Genomic DNA, 17088 nt, shown 5'->3' with positions numbered 1-17088 from the left:
GCATCGAACGCAAAAGTTGAGGCCACTTTTGGGATTCCATTCGATGCTCCCTTTTTGGAAAGAGTGCATCGAACGAGGGTTCGATTTCAAACCCGATGCCGTCAGGCGGCGCCCGCCCGCAGCAGATCGAGATAGTGCACGAGGCCGACGGGCTTGTCGTTCTCGACCACGATCAGCGCGGTGATGCGCGCGGTTTCCTCAATCTCAAGAGCGGTGGCCACCAGGGCATCCGGCGCGATGGTGCGCGGCGTGCGGGTCATGATGGCGGTCACCGGAAGGCTGCCGAGATCGCGGCGGAGGTTACGGCGCAGATCGCCGTCCGTGACGATGCCGGCGAGCGTGCCGTCCCCATTCACCACGATGACCGAACCGAAGCCCTTGCGGCCGATCTCCTCAATGGCCTGATCCATGCGGGCGTCGATGCCGATGACCGGCAGGCGCTCGTTCTTGTGCATAATGTCGCGCACGAGCTTCAGGCGCGCGCCGAGCTTGCCGCCCGGGTGGAACACGCGGAAATTCTCGGCCGTGAAGCCGCGTCTCTCGAGCAGCGCGATGGCGAGGGCATCGCCGAGGGCGAGCTGAATGGTGGTGGAGGTGGTGGGCGCGAGCCCGTTGGGGCAGGCCTCCTTGGCCTTCGGGAGAGACAGGCAGATATCGGCGGCCTGGCCCAGGGTCGAGTCCGCACTCGACGTGAATGCGATCAAAGGAACCCGGAAGCGCTTGGCATAGCCGATGACGTCGGCGAGTTCCGCCGTTTCTCCCGACCAGGACAGGGCGAGGATCACGTCGTCGGCCTGCACCATGCCGAGGTCGCCGTGGCTCGCTTCCGCCGGATGAACGTAATAGGCGGGAGTGCCGGTGGACGCGAAGGTGGCGGCGATCTTGCGGCCCACATGGCCGGATTTGCCCATGCCGGTGACGATCACGCGCCCCTTGGCGGAGGCGATCGTCTCGACGGCGGCGGTGAAGAGAGGGCCGAGCCCGTTGCCGACGGCCTCCATCAGCACGGTCAGACCCTCGCGCTCGGTGTCGAGGGTGCGAAGGGCCGAAGCGACCGCCTGGTCGGGCGAAGGGGATTGAGTCTGTGCAAGTGACATGGCCGCCCTATAGCGCATCGTGCGAAAAAGTGGACCCGGTTTTTCGCAAGGACGATGCGCTCCTCAAGTCTATGTCCTTGAGAATCTTTTCACGCAAAACCGGTTTCCACTCTTGCGTTCGCTGATCGAGGAGTGAGCATCGGACCCGATCCCAGAAGTGCAAAGCCACTTTTGGGTCCGATGCTCTAGCATAGGAGGGCGGCCATAGGTAACCCTGAAACCTGATTACGTTTGGCGCAGGAAGGCTTCGAGCTCCTGCCGGAAGGCGGGTCCGAGGTCCTCTCGCTCGAGGGCATAGGCCACGTTGGCCATGAGGAAGCCGACCTTGGAGCCCGTGTCGTAGGTCGTGCCTTCGTACTTCATGCCGAAGAACTTCTGGTCCTTCATCAGGCGGATCATGGAGTCGGTAAGCTGGATCTCGTTGCCAGCGCCACGCTCCTGGTTCGACAAAAGGTCGAAGATCTCAGGCTGCAGAATGTAGCGGCCTGAGATGATGTAGTTCGACGGCGCGGTTCCCTTCGGGGGTTTCTCCACCATGCCGGTGATCTCGAAAGTCTGGCCGAATTCCTGGCCCACCGAGACGATGCCGTATTGATGGGTCTGATCCTCGGGCACCTCCTCCACGGCGATGATGTTGCCGCCGTGCTTTTCATAGGCCGCCAGCATCTGCTCCATCGAGCCGCGGCTGAGCATGTCGGGAAGAAGGACCGCGAAGGGCTCGTCGCCCACCAGTTCGCGGGCGCACCAGACGGCATGGCCGAGCCCCAAGGGCTCCTGCTGGCGCGTGAAGCTCGTCTGGCCGGCCTTCGGCTGGTCCTTGGCCAGGAGCTCCAGCTCCTTCGTCTTGCCGCGGGCCTCGAGGGTCTTGTTCAGCTCGTAGGCGATGTCGAAATGGTCTTCGATCACGGCCTTGCCGCGTCCGGTGACGAAGATGAAATGCTCGATTCCTGCGGCCCGAGCCTCATCCACCACATGCTGCACCACGGGCCGGTCCACCACGCACAGCATCTCCTTCGGCACGGCCTTGGTGGCCGGAAGGAAACGGGTGCCGAGACCGGCAACAGGAAGGACTGCTTTGCGAATGCGCTTCATCGATCAAGCCATGTTTGGGCAGGGAAGGGGGACAATCTAAAGCAAGACAAGGAAAAGGAAACCGTCCACAGTCAAGCTTAGGCTTCAATAACGCCGGATGTGCCGCCTCGTTGCATCAGCGTCGAATCTTCTTTGAGGCTCCGGACCTGAATCGAAGCTGAAGCGTTCTGGTTAGATTCCGCGAGCATCGGAGGAAAAACGGGCCTCGCCCGATGCTCCGGATAGGCAGGTTTCGAGGAGGACGGATATGGCGGTACTGGTCACGGGCGGCGCGGGCTATATCGGCAGCCATATGGTGCTCGAGCTGCTCGATGCAGGCGAGCCGGTGGTGGTTCTCGACGACCTCTCCACGGGTTTCCGCTGGGCCGTTCCTCAGGACACCGCTCTCGTCGTAGGCGATGTGGGCGACCAGGCTCTGGTGGCCAAGGTCATCGAGGAGTATGGGATCGACAGCATCCTGCATTTCGCCGCCCGGATCGTGGTGCCTGAATCGGTCACCGATCCCTTAGGGTACTATTTCAACAATACTGTGAAGACCCGGGCTCTGATCGAGACGGCGGTCCGGACCGGGATCACGAACTTCGTCTTCTCGTCCACGGCCGCGGTCTACGGCAACGCCGATGCGCCGCTTCTGTCCGAAGACCGGCCTCTGGTCCCGATCAATCCCTATGGGCGCAGCAAGCTCATGAGCGAATGGATGCTCCAGGACGCCCATTCGGCCCACGGCCTGCGCTATGCCATCCTGCGCTACTTCAACGTGGCTGGAGCGGACCCGAAGGGGCGCTCCGGCCAATCGACGCCTCAGGCCACTCATCTTATCAAAGTGGCTGCTCAGGCCGCTCTCGGGCAGCGCCCCTATCTCGATGTCTTCGGCACGGACTACCCGACGCCGGACGGGACCTGCATCCGCGACTACGTCCAGGTGAACGACCTCGCCCGCGCGCACCTCGCGGCCCTGAGATCCCTGCGTGCCGGCGGCGATTGTGCCGTGCTGAACTGCGGTTACGGCCACGGTGCCTCGGTGCTGGAGGTTGTGGATGTGGTGAAACGCGTCGCCGGGGTCGATTTCGACGTGCGGCTCAGTCCCCGCCGTCCGGGTGACCCGGCCCGGCTCGTGGCCCAGGTTGACAGGATTCGCGCTCTCGGCTGGGAGCCGCAGCACGACGATCTGGCGGAAATCGTCGAACAGGCCCTGCGCTGGGAACGGACCCTGGCGGAACGGAAGGGCGCATAACCCCCCGCTAGCGCATCGTGCGAAAAAGCGGCCCCGGTTTTTCGCAAGAACGATGCGCTCTGTCCAAGAAGGAGCATCGTGCGAAAAAGTGGCCCCGGATTTTCGCAAGAACGATGCGCTCTTTCCAGGAAGAGAGCCTCGGATGCAATCCCAAAAGTGCAAGTCCACTTTTCACGTCCGATGCTCTGTCAACTGGCTGTTAACTCTCTTCGTGTCGCAATGGCCGGACAATTCTGTCCTGTTTCCGTGAGCGACATTCATGCATCTGCCGCTTCCCTCGGTCCGCCGCTTCTGCGGCGCCCTCCTTCTCGGTCTGAGCGTCACAATGGGCGTGGAGGGCCTGGTGCGGCCCGCTCAGGCGCAGGCCGTGTCGGAAGCGGGGTTCCAGCGTTTCGTGCAGGGCCTGTGGCCGGCCGCCAAGGCGCGCGGGGTTTCCCGCGCCACCTTCGAGGAGGCTTTCCGGGGCGTTGCGCCCGATCCGAAGATCATCGCGCTCACCCGGAAGCAGTCCGAATTCGTCCGTCCTATCTGGGACTACGTCAACGGTGCGGTATCGGCCCAGCGCCTGCAGCGCGGCCGTGACATGGCGGCCGAATGGCCGAAGACCCTGGCGGCCATCGAAAAGACATATGGCGTTCCCCGTTCCGTGGTTCTCGGCGTCTGGGGCATGGAGACCAATTTCGGCAGCTTCACCGGCTCCATCTACGTCGTGCGGGCCCTCGCGACGCTCGCCTATACGGGCTATCGCGCAGATTTCTTCAAGGAAGAGCTCCTCATCGCCCTCCAGATCCTGGAGGAGGAGCATATCAGCCGCGACAAGATGCTGGGCTCCTGGGCCGGGGCCATGGGCCAGACCCAGTTCATGCCCTCGAGCTTCATGAAATACGCCGTCGACGGTAACCGGGACGGGGTGCGCGATATCTGGTCGTCGGTGCCGGACGCCATGGCCTCGACGGCCAACTACCTGCGCCAGCAGGGCTGGGAGCCGGGCCTGCCCTGGGGCTTCGAGATCAAGCTGCCGCCGCGCTTCGATTTCCGTTACCTGACGCTGACCTTTCCACAATGGCAGACCCTGGGCCTGAGCCGGAGCGACGGAAAGGCCATGCCCCGATCCGGCGAGGCGACCCTGTTCCTGCCGGGCGGAGCCGGCGGTCCGGCCTTCCTGGTCACGAAGAACTACGATGTGATCAAGAGCTACAATTCCTCGGACGCCTACGCCATGGGGGTGGCCCATCTCGGCGATCGGATCATGGGAGGTCTGCCGATCCAGGGATCTTGGCCCAAGGACCAGCCCATGCTCGACAAGGATGAGCGCCACGAATTGCAGCAGCGGCTCGCACGGCTCGGCTTCTATGAGGGCGAGGCGGACGGCAAATTCGGGTCCAAGACCCGGGAGGCCGTGCGGAACTTCCAGCTCAGGCGTGGCTTAATTCCCGATGGCTATGCTGATTCCGTGGTCTTGCGCGAATTGCGTGCGGCCCGCTGACAGGTTCCGCAAAAGCTCTATAAACTGGGTGGTGCGGACCTTGTGGAACCACCGATGCGGTTGCTGACGATCCTAAGTCTGGTTGCCTTGAGCCTGCTTCTCGCCCTGGGAAGCGGGACGTCGGTCGTGGCGCAGGGCTATTATTATCCGCCGCAACAGCAGCAACAGCAGCCGCAACCCTACCGCGATCCCCGGGCCTATCCGCCGGGCTACTACCCGGGAAAGCTCGTCCAGCCCGCGCAGCCCCAGCAGGGTTTCAGCCTTCGCCGCTTCTTCGGCATTCCCGACGAACCGCCACCGACGGTGCGCGCCCCCGTGGCAAAGCCCCGCAAGGCGCCGTCTCCGGCGCCGGTCGCGCGCTCGGAAAAGCCCAAGGTGGATCCCAGCACCCATGTCGTGGTCTTCGGCGATTCCCTCGCCGAGTTCGCGCGCCAGGGCCTCGAGGCGGTCTATGCCGACAATCAGGATGTGGCCGTCGTCGGCAAGATCAGGAACGGCAGCAATCTCGTGCGAAGCGACCCGGCGGATTGGCCGAACTTCATCAAGTCCACCCTCGATTCCGGCCAGAAGGCGACCGTCGCCGTCGTCATGCTTGGCCTGAGCGACCGGCAGAGCCTGCAGGAGGGAGAGGAACGGGTCGAGCTTCTCTCCGACCGTTGGAAGGATCTCTACGGCAAAAGGATCGACGGGATCCTGAATACCTTCCAGGAGCGCGGCATTCCCGTCATCTGGATCGGCCTGCCGCCCATGAAGAGCAGCAGGCTTTCGGAGGAGCTCCTGGACATGAACAACGTCTACCAGGAGAGCGTACCGCGCCACGGCGGGACTTATGTGGATATCTTCCCCGGCTTCGTGGACGACGAGAACCGCTATACCTCCACCGGACCGGATGTGGATGGCGAGCCGGCACGGCTGCGCACCGACGACGGCGTTTCCTTCACCAAGGCGGGCGCGCGCAAGATCGCGTTTTTCGCGGATGTGGAGATCAAGAAGATCCTGGAATCGCTGCGGACCGGGACGCCCGTGGCGACCGCTCCGACGAGCGGTGTGGACATCGAGGCCGCACTTCCCGCGCTCCCCGATGCCGCCGCTCCGGTTTCACTCCCGATGAAGCCTCTCGTCGGTCCCGTCCTGCCGCTGACGCGCCAGGACGTGACGCCGGGTGGAAGCCTGGTTTCCGGTGCGCCGAAGCTCAGCGGCGATCAAGCCTATCCGGTAAGGCGCGCTTTGCGCACGGGCATCGCACCGGGTTCCCGCCCGGGACGCGCGGACGATTTCCGTTGGCCTAAATCCTGATCGTAACAGCCGGAACTGAAAGGGCGGCCTCATCGCTCCGATCAGCCGCCCTTATCCCTTGTCGGACGATCAGACCGGCAGGTCGCTCGAACCCGTCAGATAGGTGTCGATGGCGCGCGCGGCCTGACGGCCCTCGCGGATCGCCCAGACGACGAGGGACTGGCCGCGGCGCATGTCGCCGGCGACGAAGACCTTGTCGTTCGAGGTCCTGTAGCTCTTGTCGTCGGCCACCACGTTGCCGCGCCGGTCGATCGCGACGCCGGACTGCTCCAGCAGGCCTTCCTTCACGGAGCCGGCAAAGCCGATGGCAAGGAAGACGAGATCGGCCTTGAGGATGAATTCCGTGCCCGGAATCGGCTGGCGCTTCTCGTCGACGCGGGCGCATTGCACGCCTGTCGCCTGGCCCTTCTTGCCGACGATTCCCAGCGTTGCGGCCTGGAACTCGCGCTCCGCGCCTTCGGCCTGCGAGGAGGAGGTCCGCATCTTCGTCGGCCAGTAGGGCCACACGGTCAGCTTGTCCTCGCGCTCCGGGGGCTTGGGACGGATGTCGAGCTGCGTGACGGACAGCGCGCCCTGACGGAACGCGGTCCCGACGCAGTCGGAGGCCGTATCGCCGCCGCCGATGACGACGACATGCTTGCCGCTGGCGAGGATCGCCTCGTCGGCGACGTCCTCGCCCCCCACGCGCTTGTTGGATTGGGTGAGATAGGGCATCGCGTAGTGAACGCCCTTCAGGTCCTGCCCAGGCAGATTGGGGTTGCGCGGGTCCTCCGCGCCGCCCGCGAAGAGCACCGCGTCGTACTCGTTGTGAAGCGAGGCGAAGCTCCGGTCCACGCCGATATTGACGCCGCAATGGAAGACGACGCCTTCGGCCTCCATCTGCTTCACACGGCGGTCGATGTGGTACTTCTCCATCTTGAAGTCCGGAATGCCGTAGCGCAGCAGGCCGCCGGGCCTGGCCTGACGCTCGAACACATGCACCTCGTGGCCTGCGCGCGCGAGCTGCTGTGCCGCCGCCAGGCCCGCGGGGCCCGAGCCGATGACGGCCACGCGCCTGCCGGTGGAAATCTCGGCGGGCTCGGGCTTGATGTAGCCCATCTCCCACGCCTTGTCGGCGATCGCCTGCTCGATGGTCTTGATGGCGACCGGCTGGTTTTCGAGGTTCAGGGTGCAGGCTTCCTCGCACGGGGCGGGGCAGATGCGGCCGGTGAATTCGGGGAAGTTGTTGGTGGTGTGGAGGTTGCGCGCGGCTTCCTCCCAGTCGCTCTGCCAGACGAGATCGTTCCAGTCGGGAATCTGGTTGTGCACCGGACAGCCCGTCGGGCCGTGGCAGAAGGGGATGCCGCAATCCATGCAGCGTCCCGCCTGCTTCTTGAGATCGTTGTCGTCGAGCGGCAGCGTGAACTCGCGGAAGTGCCGCACACGCTCACCGGCGAGCTGATACTTCTGCTCCTGCCGGTCGTATTCGAGAAAGCCTGTGACCTTACCCATCGGTTTGCCCCTTGTTCCTTATTCCGCTGCCTGCAGGTTCCGGAGACGGTCCATCTCCTGGAGCGCGCGACGGTACTCGACCGGCATCACCTTCACGAACTTGGTGCGGAAGGTCGCCCAGTTGTCGAGGATCTCCTTCGCGCGGGCCGAGCCCGTATAGGTGTGGTGATTGGTGATCAGCTGCATCAGACGCTCTTCATCAGGGCCGGACATGTTGGCCATGATGTCGATGCGGCCCTTGGTTTCCAGATCGCCGCCGTGATGATGGAGACGGCGCATGAGGTCCTCCTCCTCCTCGACCGGTTCGAGATCGACCATGGAGAGGTTGCAGCGCTTCCCGAACGTGCCGTCCTCGTCGAGCACATAGGCGATGCCGCCCGACATGCCCGCCGCGAAGTTGCGGCCCGTCTGGCCGAGCACGACCACGAGGCCGCCGGTCATGTATTCGCAGCCGTGATCGCCCGTGCCTTCCACCACCGCGATGGCGCCGGAATTGCGCACGGCGAAACGCTCGCCCGCGACGCCGCGGAAATAGGCTTCGCCTGCGATCGCGCCGTACATCACCGTGTTGCCGACGATGATCGAGCGCTCGGGCACCGCTTTCGAAGAAAGCGTCGGCCTGATGATCAGCTTGCCGCCCGAGAGGCCCTTGCCGACATAGTCGTTCGCCTCGCCCTCGAGTTTCAGCGTCACGCCCGCGGCCAGCCATGCGCCGAAGCTCTGGCCCGCCGTGCCCTTCAGGTTCACGGTGATCGTGTCGTCGGGCAGGCCCTCATGGCCGTAGCGCTTGGCGACCGCGCCCGAGAGCATCGCGCCCACGGACCTGTCGGAGCTGCGCACCCGCGCCTCGATGGCGACGGCTTCGCCGTTCTCCAGGGCGGGGCCGGCCTGAGCGATGAGGTCGCGGTCGAGCACGTTCGCGATGGGATGAACCTGACGCTCCAGGTGACGGACCGCGACGTCGGCAGGAACATCCGGCTTGTGGAAGAGCTTCGTGAAGTCGAGGCCCTTCGCCTTCCAGTGATCGATGGCCGCGTTCTTGTCCAAGAGGTCGGACCGGCCGATCATCTCGTCGATGGAGGTAAAGCCCATCTCGGCCATCATCTCGCGCACTTCCTCGGCAACGAAGAAGAAGTAGTTGATGACGTGTTCCGGCAGGCCCTTGAAGCGCTTGCGCAGAACCGGATCCTGCGTGGCCACGCCCACCGGGCAGGTGTTCAGGTGGCACTTGCGCATCATGATGCAGCCTGCAGCGATGAGCGGCGCGGTCGAGAAGCCGTATTCGTCGGCGCCGAGCAGAGCCGCGATCACCACGTCGCGGCCGGTGCGGAGGCCGCCGTCGGCCTGCAGGGCCACGCGTCCGCGCAGACGGTTGAGCACGAGGGTCTGCTGCGTCTCGGCCAGGCCGATCTCCCACGGCGAGCCCGCATGCTTGAGCGAGGTGAGGGGAGAGGCGCCCGTGCCGCCCTCGAAGCCCGAGACGGTGATGTGGTCGGCGCGCGCTTTCGCCACGCCGGCCGCCACGGTGCCCACGCCGACTTCCGAGACGAGCTTCACCGACACGTCGGCCTGGGGGTTCACGTTCTTGAGGTCGAAGATCAGCTGCGCGAGATCCTCGATGGAGTAGATGTCGTGATGCGGGGGCGGGGAGATGAGGCCCACGCCCGGAGTCGAATGGCGCACGCGGGCGATTTTCACGTCGACCTTGTGGCCGGGCAGCTGGCCGCCCTCGCCGGGCTTGGCTCCCTGAGCGACCTTGATCTGCATCATGTCCGCGTTGACGAGGTATTCCGTCGTCACGCCGAAGCGGCCCGAGGCGACCTGCTTGATGGCGGAACGCTTGGAGCGGCCGTCGGGCAGCGGACGGAAGCGCTCGGGCTCCTCGCCGCCTTCACCGGTGTTGGACTTGCCGCCGATGGCGTTCATGGCGAGCGCCAGAGTCTCGTGCGCTTCCTTCGAGATGGAGCCGAAGGACATGGCGCCCGTGGAGAAGCGCTTCACGATCTCATGGGCGGGCTCGACCTCGCTCAACGGAACAGGCGCGCGGCCCGCCTCTTGCGCCGTCCTGATGCGGAAGAGGCCGCGGATGGTCTTGAGCTCGTTGTCCTGCTCGTTCACGAGGCGCGCGAACTCGCGGTAGCGGTCCTGCGCGTTGAGGCGCACCGCGTGCTGGAGCGTGGCGACGGTATCGGGGTTCCAGGCATGCACCTCACCGCGCTGACGGAAGGCGTATTCGCCGCCCACATCGAGCGCGCCGCGATAGATCGGTGCGTCGCCGAAGGCGTCGCGGTGGCGGTGCACGTTCTCTTCCGCCACCTCGTCCATGCCGATGCCTTCGATGGTGGTCGCGGTGCCGAAGAAGTCGCGCGCCACGAACTCGGACTTGAGGCCGACCGCATCGAAGATCTGCGCGCCGCAATAGGACTGATAGGTGGAGATGCCCATCTTGGACATCACCTTGAGCAGGCCCTTGCCGATGGACTTGATGTAGCGCTTGATCGCTTCGTCCCCGTCCACCTCTTCGGGCAGCTCGCCGCGGGCGTGCATGTCGGCGATGGTCTCGAAGGCGAGATATGGATTGATCGCCTCCGCGCCGTAACCGGCGAGGCATGCGAAGTGATGGATCTCGCGCGGCTCGCCGGATTCGACCACGAGGCCGACCGAGGTGCGCAGCCCTTTGCGGATGAGGTAATTGTGCACGGCCGCGGTGGCGAGGAGCGCCGGGATCGGGATGCGGTCCGGTCCCACCATGCGGTCGGACAGGATGATGATGTTATAGCCGCCGTGAACCGCCGCTTCCGCGCGGTCGCAGAGGCGGTCGAGCGCGCCGTCGAGGGCGGATGCGCCAAGCTCGGCATCGTAGGTGATGTCGAGGGTCTTCGTGTCGAAGCGGTCCTCGAAATGGCCGATGCACCGGATCTTCTCCAGATCCTCGTTGGTGAGGATCGGCTGACGCACTTCCAGGCGCTTGCGGCGCGAGGTGCCTTCGAGATCGAGAATGTTCGGGCGCGGGCCGATGAACGACACGAGGCTCATGACGAGCTCCTCGCGGATCGGGTCGATCGGCGGGTTCGTCACCTGGGCGAAGTTCTGCTTGAAATAGGTGTAGAGCAGCTTCGGCTTGTCGGAGAGCGCGGAGATCGGCGTATCGGAGCCCATGGAGCCCACGGCCTCCTGGCCGGTCACGGCCATGGGCTGCATGAGCAGCTTGAGGTCTTCCGCCGTGTAGCCGAAGGCCTGCTGACGGTCGAGGAGCGACACGTCGGTGCGGGATTCGCGCGCCTGGACGGGCTTCAGGTCTTCCAGCACGATCTGCGTGCGCTTCAGCCAATCCTTGTAGGGATGAGCGTCGGACAGCTGCTGCTTGATCTCGTCGTCGGAGATGATGCGGCCTTCCTGAAGGTCGATGAGGAGCATCTTGCCGGGTTGCAGGCGCCACTTCTCGACGATCTTCTCCTCGGGAATCGGCAGCACGCCCATCTCGGAGGCGAGCACCACGAGGCCGTCGTCGGTCACGAGATAGCGGGCAGGCCGGAGGCCGTTGCGGTCGAGCGTCGCACCGATCTGCTTGCCGTCGGTGAAGCACACGGCCGCCGGGCCGTCCCACGGCTCCATGAGGGCCGCGTGATACTCGTAGAACGCGCGCCGGTCGTCGTTCATGAGCGGATTGCCGGCCCAGGCTTCCGGAATCAGCATCATCATGGCGTGCGACAGGGAGTAGCCGCCGCGCACCAGGAATTCGAGCGCGTTGTCGAAGCAGGCGGTGTCGGACTGTCCCTCATAGGAGATCGGCCAGAGCTTCGAGATGTCGTTGCCGAAGAGCTCGGAATCGACGGAGGCCTGGCGCGCGGCCATCCAGTTCACGTTGCCGCGCAGAGTGTTGATCTCGCCGTTATGGGCGACCATGCGGTAGGGATGCGCGAGCTGCCAGGTGGGGAAGGTGTTGGTGGCGAAGCGCTGGTGCACGAGAGCGATGGCGCTCTCGAAGCGCGGATCCTGCAGGTCGGGATAGTATTGGCGCAGCTGTGTCACGAGCACCATGCCCTTGTAGACGATGGTGCGCGAGGACAGGCTCACCGGGTAATAGCCGGCGGTGCGCTCGTCCTTCATGTCGTAGACGGCGTTGGAGATGACCTTGCGGGCGATGAACAGGCGACGCTCGAAGGTCTCCTGGTCGTCCATCCCCGAGGTTCTTCCAAGACTCTTGCCCTTGCCGATGAAGATCTGGCGGTGCAGGGGCTCGGTGGCCTTCACGCTCTCGCCGAGATCGCTCGAATCCACGGGCACGTCGCGCCAGCCGAGAACCTGCAGGCCCTCGTCCGTGATCGCCTTGGTGACGATCTCCTCGACGAGCTGGAGGCCTTCGGGATTGCGCGGCATGAACAGGTGACCGACGCCGTATTGCCCTTCTTCCGGCAGCCAGATGCCGAGCTTGGCACATTCGGCGGCAAAGAATTTATGCGGAATCTGCACCAGAATGCCGCAGCCGTCTCCCATCTTCGGGTCCGCGCCGACGGCGCCGCGATGATCGAGGTTGTGCAGGATCGACAGGCCCTGCTCGACGATCGTATGCGACTTGCGGTTCTTCATGTCGGCGATGAAGCCGACACCGCAGGAATCCTGCTCGTTATTCGGATGGTAGAGGCCCTGAGGAGCGGGCAGACCAGGATCGCGCACGAATTTGACGGTATCCGCCGTCGCGGCCGTGCGGCTTGGCACTTTGCTTCCCAGGCTCTTCGTTGGCACGTGGCTCATGGCAGATCCTCACATCCGAACACGTCTTCAAGGTTGTTGAGGCGGCTTTCGGGCCCGTCGGATGTTGGATCTTCCGGATGCCCGCCGCTTCTCGCGTCTTGCGAGGCTCGGGTCACCGGATGGAGAGCCCGCACCTCGCGGGCATCCCAGGCTTGAATTCAGCCCAAAGTTGCCCGTCCCGCCCACGTTTTGCGGGCAGGTTTTTCGGTATCTCGCGTCGTTCGCATCTGACGAAGCATCAAGAAAACCTCAGGCCAAAGGGTGCGGACACCCCAAATGGGACAGCATCGCTGTCCTAATGTCGGCAAAGTGCCAGAGAACCGAAAAGCACACAAGAGGGGTTTAGAAAAATTTTAGACGAAAGTTACAAGCGGCCAATCAGGAATGTAACAAAAGCAGCCTTTGGCACCTGGAAACGAAAGTCTTCGCCGATGGGTCAATGATCTTGACATGTTGCTCCCCATGGGGAGGCTGCGCCGTCAAGGAGAGCATTCATGAATTTCGCAAGCGACAATATCGTCGGCGCCAGCGCCCAGGTTCTACAGGCTCTGAGCCAAGCCAATGCGGGGGCTATGCCGGCCTATGGGGGCGACGAGATCACCAAGCGGGTGAAGGCGCGCTTCAACGAGGTCTTCGAGCGAGAGGTCTCGGTGTTCTTCGTGACCACCGGAACCGCCGCCAACGCTCTCGCGCTCTCCTCTGCCGTGCCGCCCTACGGCCTGTGCGTCTGTCACCGGGAGGCGCATGTGATCGACGACGAATGCGGTGCGCCGGAATTCTTCATGCATGGAGCCAAGCTCGCGGGTCTTCCTGGAGTCGGCGCGAAGCTCACGGCCGAGGGCGTCTCGACTTATCTGAAGGGGCTTTCCAGAGCCGTGAAGCAGATGCCGCCCAAGGCCCTGTCGATTTCCCAGGTCACGGAATGCGGCCTCGTCTATCATCCGGACGAGCTCAAGGCGCTCGGCGATGTCTGCCGGGAGCATGGGCTCTCCTTCCACATGGATGGGGCGCGCTTCGCCAACGCCCTCGTGTCGCTCGGCTGCACGCCGGCCGAGATGACCTGGAAGCAGGGTGTGGACATTCTCTCCTTCGGAGGGACGAAGAACGGCTGTCTGATGGCCGAGGCCATCGTGGTGTTCAAGCCCGAGCTCGCCGAGGCGCTCGACTACCGGGCGAAGCGCGCCGGTCAGATCGTGTCCAAGGGCCGCCTGATCTCGGCGCAGTTCGAGGGCTATTTCGCCGACGATCACTGGTATGCCAATGCCCGCTACGCCAATCGCCTGGCGAGGCTTCTCTCGGATGGGCTTTCAGAGCTTCCCGGCGTGCGTCTCGCCTGGGCGACGCAGGCCAACGAGGTCTTCCCGATCATCCCGGCGTCTATGGACAAGGCGCTCAAGGAGGCAGGCATCCTCTATCACCCCTGGACGGAACTGAGCCTGCCTGCGGGCGAGACCATCGGGCCGGACGAGACCCTGATCCGCCTCGTGCTCTCCTTCGCGTCGCAGGAGCAGGATGTGCGAAAGCTGTTGGAGATCGCCCGTTCGGCCGCGCCACGGCAGGCGGCGGAGTGACATTGCCCTAACCTTGCCGCATTCACCCGCGATGTCTGGCCTACGAGACCTGACCAACGGGGTTCACCTCCAGCCCCGGCGGGACTATCTGGACCAGGGATCAAAACAAAAGCGCCCCGAGCCAACGGGGCGCTCTTTTTGTTTGGGGCATTCCTCATCATCTCCACGCAATCGGGGATCCATAATCTTAGAGCATCGTGCGGACCCAGCGGGCCGCGCTACAGCGTCGGGCGTGAAATCGAACTCACGTCCGACGCTGTAAGTCTATGGTCTTGAGCATCTTTCCACGCAAAACCGGTTCCCACTTCCCGCGTTCGATGCTCTAGCGAAAAGTGGATCCGGTATTCGCTGACGCGGCCCTTCGCGTCCGCCCGAACGATGCTCTCATTCAAGGAGAAAGCATCAGTGGGTCCCAAAAGTGCAGGTCCACTTCCCGTGTCCGATGCTGTAACGCATCTGGAGCGAGCACAGGGGCCGCCGCTCGTCTGTCTCCGCATTGCGAGCGGATGTGGAGCCCGGGCTCAGGCAATAGCTGCCCCGGCCGACGGATATGGAAGAAACGCGGGTTGCGGAGCCGATCCCCGGATCAAGTCCAGGGATCGGCCATGGCGCGTTGAATTGTTCAGTGATCCGCTTTAGGCGGCCTGCTTGGTCTCGACCGCCTGAGCGCCGTTCATGGCAATCGGGATGAGCTTCGGCTTCTTGGCCTCGGGCGTCTCGCGCACGAGATCCAGGTGCAGCAGGCCGTTCTCGAGGCTGGCACCCACGACCTGGACGCCATCGGCCAGCTGGAAGCGCCGGTCAAAGCTGCGCGCCGCGATGCCCTGATGGAGCACTTCGGCCTTACGCTCTTCGTTAGGCTTCTTCTCGCCGCGAACGGAGAGGGTGTTTTCCTTCACCTCGATGGTGAGGTCCTTGTCGGTAAATCCGGCGACCGCGATCGAGATGCGATAGGCGTTCTCGCCGGTGCGCTCGATATTGTAGGGCGGGTAGCTTGGGGCCGCATCGACGCCGACCATCTGGTCGAGCATCGAGAACAGACGGTCGAAACCGACCGTGTTGCGGTACAGGGGAGCAAGATCGAACTGTCGCATGGCATATCCTCCATCAGAAGCAACATGCATTCATTGAAGATCCACCTCTTAAAAAGGCTGGATCGGGATCGGTGCCGCCATCGGCCGGCACATCATCCATGTGGGAATAGATCCATTCGGGTTCAAGAGGCTCGCCCCTCGGGCCCATACCGCCCTATAAAGGGGTCACATCGTTTCGTGAGGCCAGCCGTGGAATTCTTCCCGACCCCCAACAACCCCGTGCCCGGCGAGCCGGTGCTCACCGGCATCACCACGGCCGACGGCATCGCCCTGCGGGTCGCCTACTGGAAGGCCGAAACCGACCGGCCCAAGGGAACCGTCTGCATCCTGCACGGCAGGGCCGAGTTCATCGAGAAGTATTTCGAGACGGTCAGAGATCTTCTCGCGCGCGGCTTTGCAGTGGTGACGTTCGACTGGCGCGGGCAGGGGCTCTCGGGGCGGCAGGTGAAGAACCCCCGCAAGGGGCACGTGAGGCGGTTTGCCGATTACAGGCTCGATCTGGAAGCCGTGCGCGACCAGATCCTGGTGCCGCACATGCCCGAGCCTCACTTCGCGCTCGCCCATTCCATGGGCGGAGCCATTGCGCTCAACGCGGCCCACGAGAGCTGGCTGCCCTTCCGCCGGCTCGTCACGACCACGCCGATGATCGCGCTTTCCATCGTCAGGCGGACCCGCGGGGCGGCCTTTCTCGCACGCCTCCTGAGGCTTTTCGGCATGGGCAAGACGTTCGTTCCCGGTGGCGGCGAGACGTCGATCTCCACGCTGCCGTTCAAGGGAAACCGCCTCACGAGCGACCCGGTGCGCTATTCCCGCAACGCGGATGCGGCGACGGCCATCGGGCCGGGTGCCATCGGTGCGCCGACGGTGGCATGGATGGATGCCGCCTTCCGCTTCATGAGGTGCTTCACGGCGCCGAACTATGCGCTGAAGATCCGCCTGCCCACGCTGATCGTCGCCGCAGGAGAGGACCCGGTCTGCGCGACGCCTGCGACGGAGCGCTTTGCCGCGCGGCTGAAGGCGGGACACGCCATTGTCATTCCCGGCGCGCGGCATGAGATTCTCATGGAGCGCGACGAGATCCGCGAGCAGTTCTGGGCCGCGTTCGATGCCTTCATCCCCGGAACGCCCGATGTGAGGACCGAGCGGAAGCCGGATCTCGACGTCCTGGGCTTATCGGCTGAGCAGCTCGACGGCGGCGGCGTGGACCCGGCGGTCGCCGGCCGCGACGATGCGCCCGCCACCGGCGGCTGACCCTCCGTCCCAAGTGGTGACGATGCCGCCCGCGCCTTCGATGATCGGCACCAGAGCCGCGATGTCGTAGGCCTTGAGGCCGGATTCCACGACCAGATCGATGTGGCCCGCCGCGAGCATGCAATAGGCATAGCAGTCGCAGCCGTAGCGGGCGAGGCGTGCCACGCTTTCCACACGGTCATAGGCGCGCAGATCCTCACCCGCAAAGAGGCGCGGACTCGTGGTGGAGATCACCGCGTCCTTCAGCGAGGCGCAGCGGCGCGCCATGAGCTTACGCTCGCCGCCCGGACCCCGATAGGTGCTCGAGCCTCCGTCTCCGAAGAAGCGCTCGCCGGTAAACGGCTGGTGCATCATGCCGAAGACCGGACGGCCCTTGTAGGTGAGGCCGATCAGCGTGCCCCAGGTGGGAAGACCCGCGATGAAGGCGCGCGTGCCGTCGATGGGATCGAGCACCCACACGTAATCCGCATCCGCGTTCTCCGCTCCGAACTCCTCGCCGATGATGCCGTGGGTGGGGAAGCTGCGCTTGATGAGGTGGCGCATGGTGGCTTCGCTCGCCCGGTCGGCTTCCGTGACCGGATCGAACGCTCCGCCGCGGGATTTGTCCTCGGACGCAATCGCCGTACGGAAGAACGGCATGATCGCCTGACCGGACGAGGTGGCGAGCTCGTTGACGAAATGCGTGAAGTCGATGAGCCCCATGCTTGGATGTCCTCGTGAA

The 17088-nt window shown here is 64.3% G+C and carries 11 protein-coding genes; 5 read left to right on the top strand and 6 right to left on the bottom strand.

Annotated features, from left to right (window positions below):
* Positions 1–101 precede the first annotated feature (101 nt).
* Together AB8841_RS26440 and AB8841_RS26435 are read right to left on the bottom strand one after the other, a co-directional pair.
* Positions 102–1097 carry an SIS domain-containing protein gene (locus AB8841_RS26440; protein WP_370438716.1) on the bottom strand — a complete coding sequence of 332 codons (996 nt, stop codon included), beginning with the start codon at positions 1095–1097 and terminating at the stop codon, positions 102–104.
* A gap of 225 nt (positions 1098–1322) precedes the next feature.
* Entirely contained in the window at positions 1323–2189 is an 867-nt protein-coding gene (locus AB8841_RS26435; RefSeq protein WP_370438715.1) for a UTP--glucose-1-phosphate uridylyltransferase, read from the bottom strand.
* Positions 2190–2436: 247 nt separating this feature from the next.
* Between AB8841_RS26435 and galE the strand changes: the two genes are divergently transcribed.
* The 3 genes from galE (at position 2437) to AB8841_RS26420 (ending at position 6205) form a co-directional block, all read left to right on the top strand.
* Positions 2437–3423, top strand: a complete 987-nt coding sequence (gene galE, locus AB8841_RS26430; protein WP_370438714.1) for a UDP-glucose 4-epimerase GalE — start codon at positions 2437–2439, stop codon at positions 3421–3423.
* A 259-nt stretch (positions 3424–3682) separates the two neighbouring features.
* Positions 3683–4909, top strand: coding sequence for a lytic murein transglycosylase (locus AB8841_RS26425; protein ID WP_370438713.1), 1227 nt, complete (start codon positions 3683–3685; stop codon positions 4907–4909).
* Positions 4910–4963: 54 nt separating this feature from the next.
* Entirely contained in the window at positions 4964–6205 is a 1242-nt protein-coding gene (locus tag AB8841_RS26420) for a DUF459 domain-containing protein (protein ID WP_370438712.1), read from the top strand.
* Positions 6206–6274: 69 nt separating this feature from the next.
* Here the strand turns inward: AB8841_RS26420 and AB8841_RS26415 are convergent, their stop codons facing one another.
* Positions 6275–7696, bottom strand: coding sequence for a glutamate synthase subunit beta (locus AB8841_RS26415; protein WP_370438711.1), 1422 nt, complete (start codon positions 7694–7696; stop codon positions 6275–6277).
* 18 nt (positions 7697–7714) lie between these two features.
* Positions 7715–12451, bottom strand: coding sequence for a glutamate synthase large subunit (gene gltB / locus AB8841_RS26410; protein WP_370438710.1), 4737 nt, complete (start codon positions 12449–12451; stop codon positions 7715–7717).
* A 494-nt stretch (positions 12452–12945) separates the two neighbouring features.
* On the opposite strand from gltB, the gene AB8841_RS26405 reads away from it, so the two are divergent.
* Positions 12946–14022, top strand: a complete 1077-nt coding sequence (locus AB8841_RS26405; RefSeq protein ID WP_370438709.1) for a low specificity L-threonine aldolase — start codon at positions 12946–12948, stop codon at positions 14020–14022.
* A 635-nt stretch (positions 14023–14657) separates the two neighbouring features.
* Here the strand turns inward: AB8841_RS26405 and AB8841_RS26400 are convergent.
* Positions 14658–15116 carry an Hsp20 family protein gene (locus AB8841_RS26400; RefSeq protein WP_370438708.1) on the bottom strand — a complete coding sequence of 153 codons (459 nt, stop codon included), beginning with the start codon at positions 15114–15116 and terminating at the stop codon, positions 14658–14660.
* A 189-nt stretch (positions 15117–15305) separates the two neighbouring features.
* Between AB8841_RS26400 and AB8841_RS26395 the strand changes: the two genes are divergently transcribed.
* Entirely contained in the window at positions 15306–16367 is a 1062-nt protein-coding gene (locus AB8841_RS26395) for an alpha/beta fold hydrolase (protein ID WP_370438707.1), read from the top strand.
* On the opposite strand, the gene hisN is transcribed toward AB8841_RS26395, so the two are convergent.
* The gene (gene hisN, locus AB8841_RS26390; protein ID WP_370438706.1) at positions 16287–17069 is read right to left on the bottom strand and encodes a histidinol-phosphatase; all 783 of its coding nucleotides are present in this window, start codon (positions 17067–17069) and stop codon (positions 16287–16289) included. The genes AB8841_RS26395 and hisN overlap by 81 nt on opposite strands.
* Between the last annotated feature and the right edge of the window lie 19 nt (positions 17070–17088).

Source organism: Microvirga sp. TS319 (assembly GCF_041276405.1).
GTDB lineage: Bacteria > Pseudomonadota > Alphaproteobacteria > Rhizobiales > Beijerinckiaceae > Microvirga.
The sequence above is the reverse complement of the archived record's forward strand: the minus strand, read 5'-3'. Positions and strand labels throughout refer to the sequence as shown.

Bases quoted from the DNA above. Each gene is read 5' to 3' on its own strand.
- AB8841_RS26440 (WP_370438716.1), bottom strand. From the start codon at position 1,097: ATGTCACTTGCACAGACTCAATCCCCTTCGCCCGACCAGGCGGTCGCT.
- AB8841_RS26435 (WP_370438715.1), bottom strand. From the start codon at position 2,189: ATGAAGCGCATTCGCAAAGCAGTCCTTCCTGTTGCCGGTCTCGGCACC.
- galE (WP_370438714.1), top strand. From the start codon at position 2,437: ATGGCGGTACTGGTCACGGGCGGCGCGGGCTATATCGGCAGCCATATG.
- AB8841_RS26425 (WP_370438713.1), top strand. From the start codon at position 3,683: ATGCATCTGCCGCTTCCCTCGGTCCGCCGCTTCTGCGGCGCCCTCCTT.
- AB8841_RS26420 (WP_370438712.1), top strand. From the start codon at position 4,964: ATGCGGTTGCTGACGATCCTAAGTCTGGTTGCCTTGAGCCTGCTTCTC.
- AB8841_RS26415 (WP_370438711.1), bottom strand. From the start codon at position 7,696: ATGGGTAAGGTCACAGGCTTTCTCGAATACGACCGGCAGGAGCAGAAG.
- gltB (WP_370438710.1), bottom strand. From the start codon at position 12,451: ATGAGCCACGTGCCAACGAAGAGCCTGGGAAGCAAAGTGCCAAGCCGC.
- AB8841_RS26405 (WP_370438709.1), top strand. From the start codon at position 12,946: ATGAATTTCGCAAGCGACAATATCGTCGGCGCCAGCGCCCAGGTTCTA.
- AB8841_RS26400 (WP_370438708.1), bottom strand. From the start codon at position 15,116: ATGCGACAGTTCGATCTTGCTCCCCTGTACCGCAACACGGTCGGTTTC.
- hisN (WP_370438706.1), bottom strand. From the start codon at position 17,069: ATGGGGCTCATCGACTTCACGCATTTCGTCAACGAGCTCGCCACCTCG.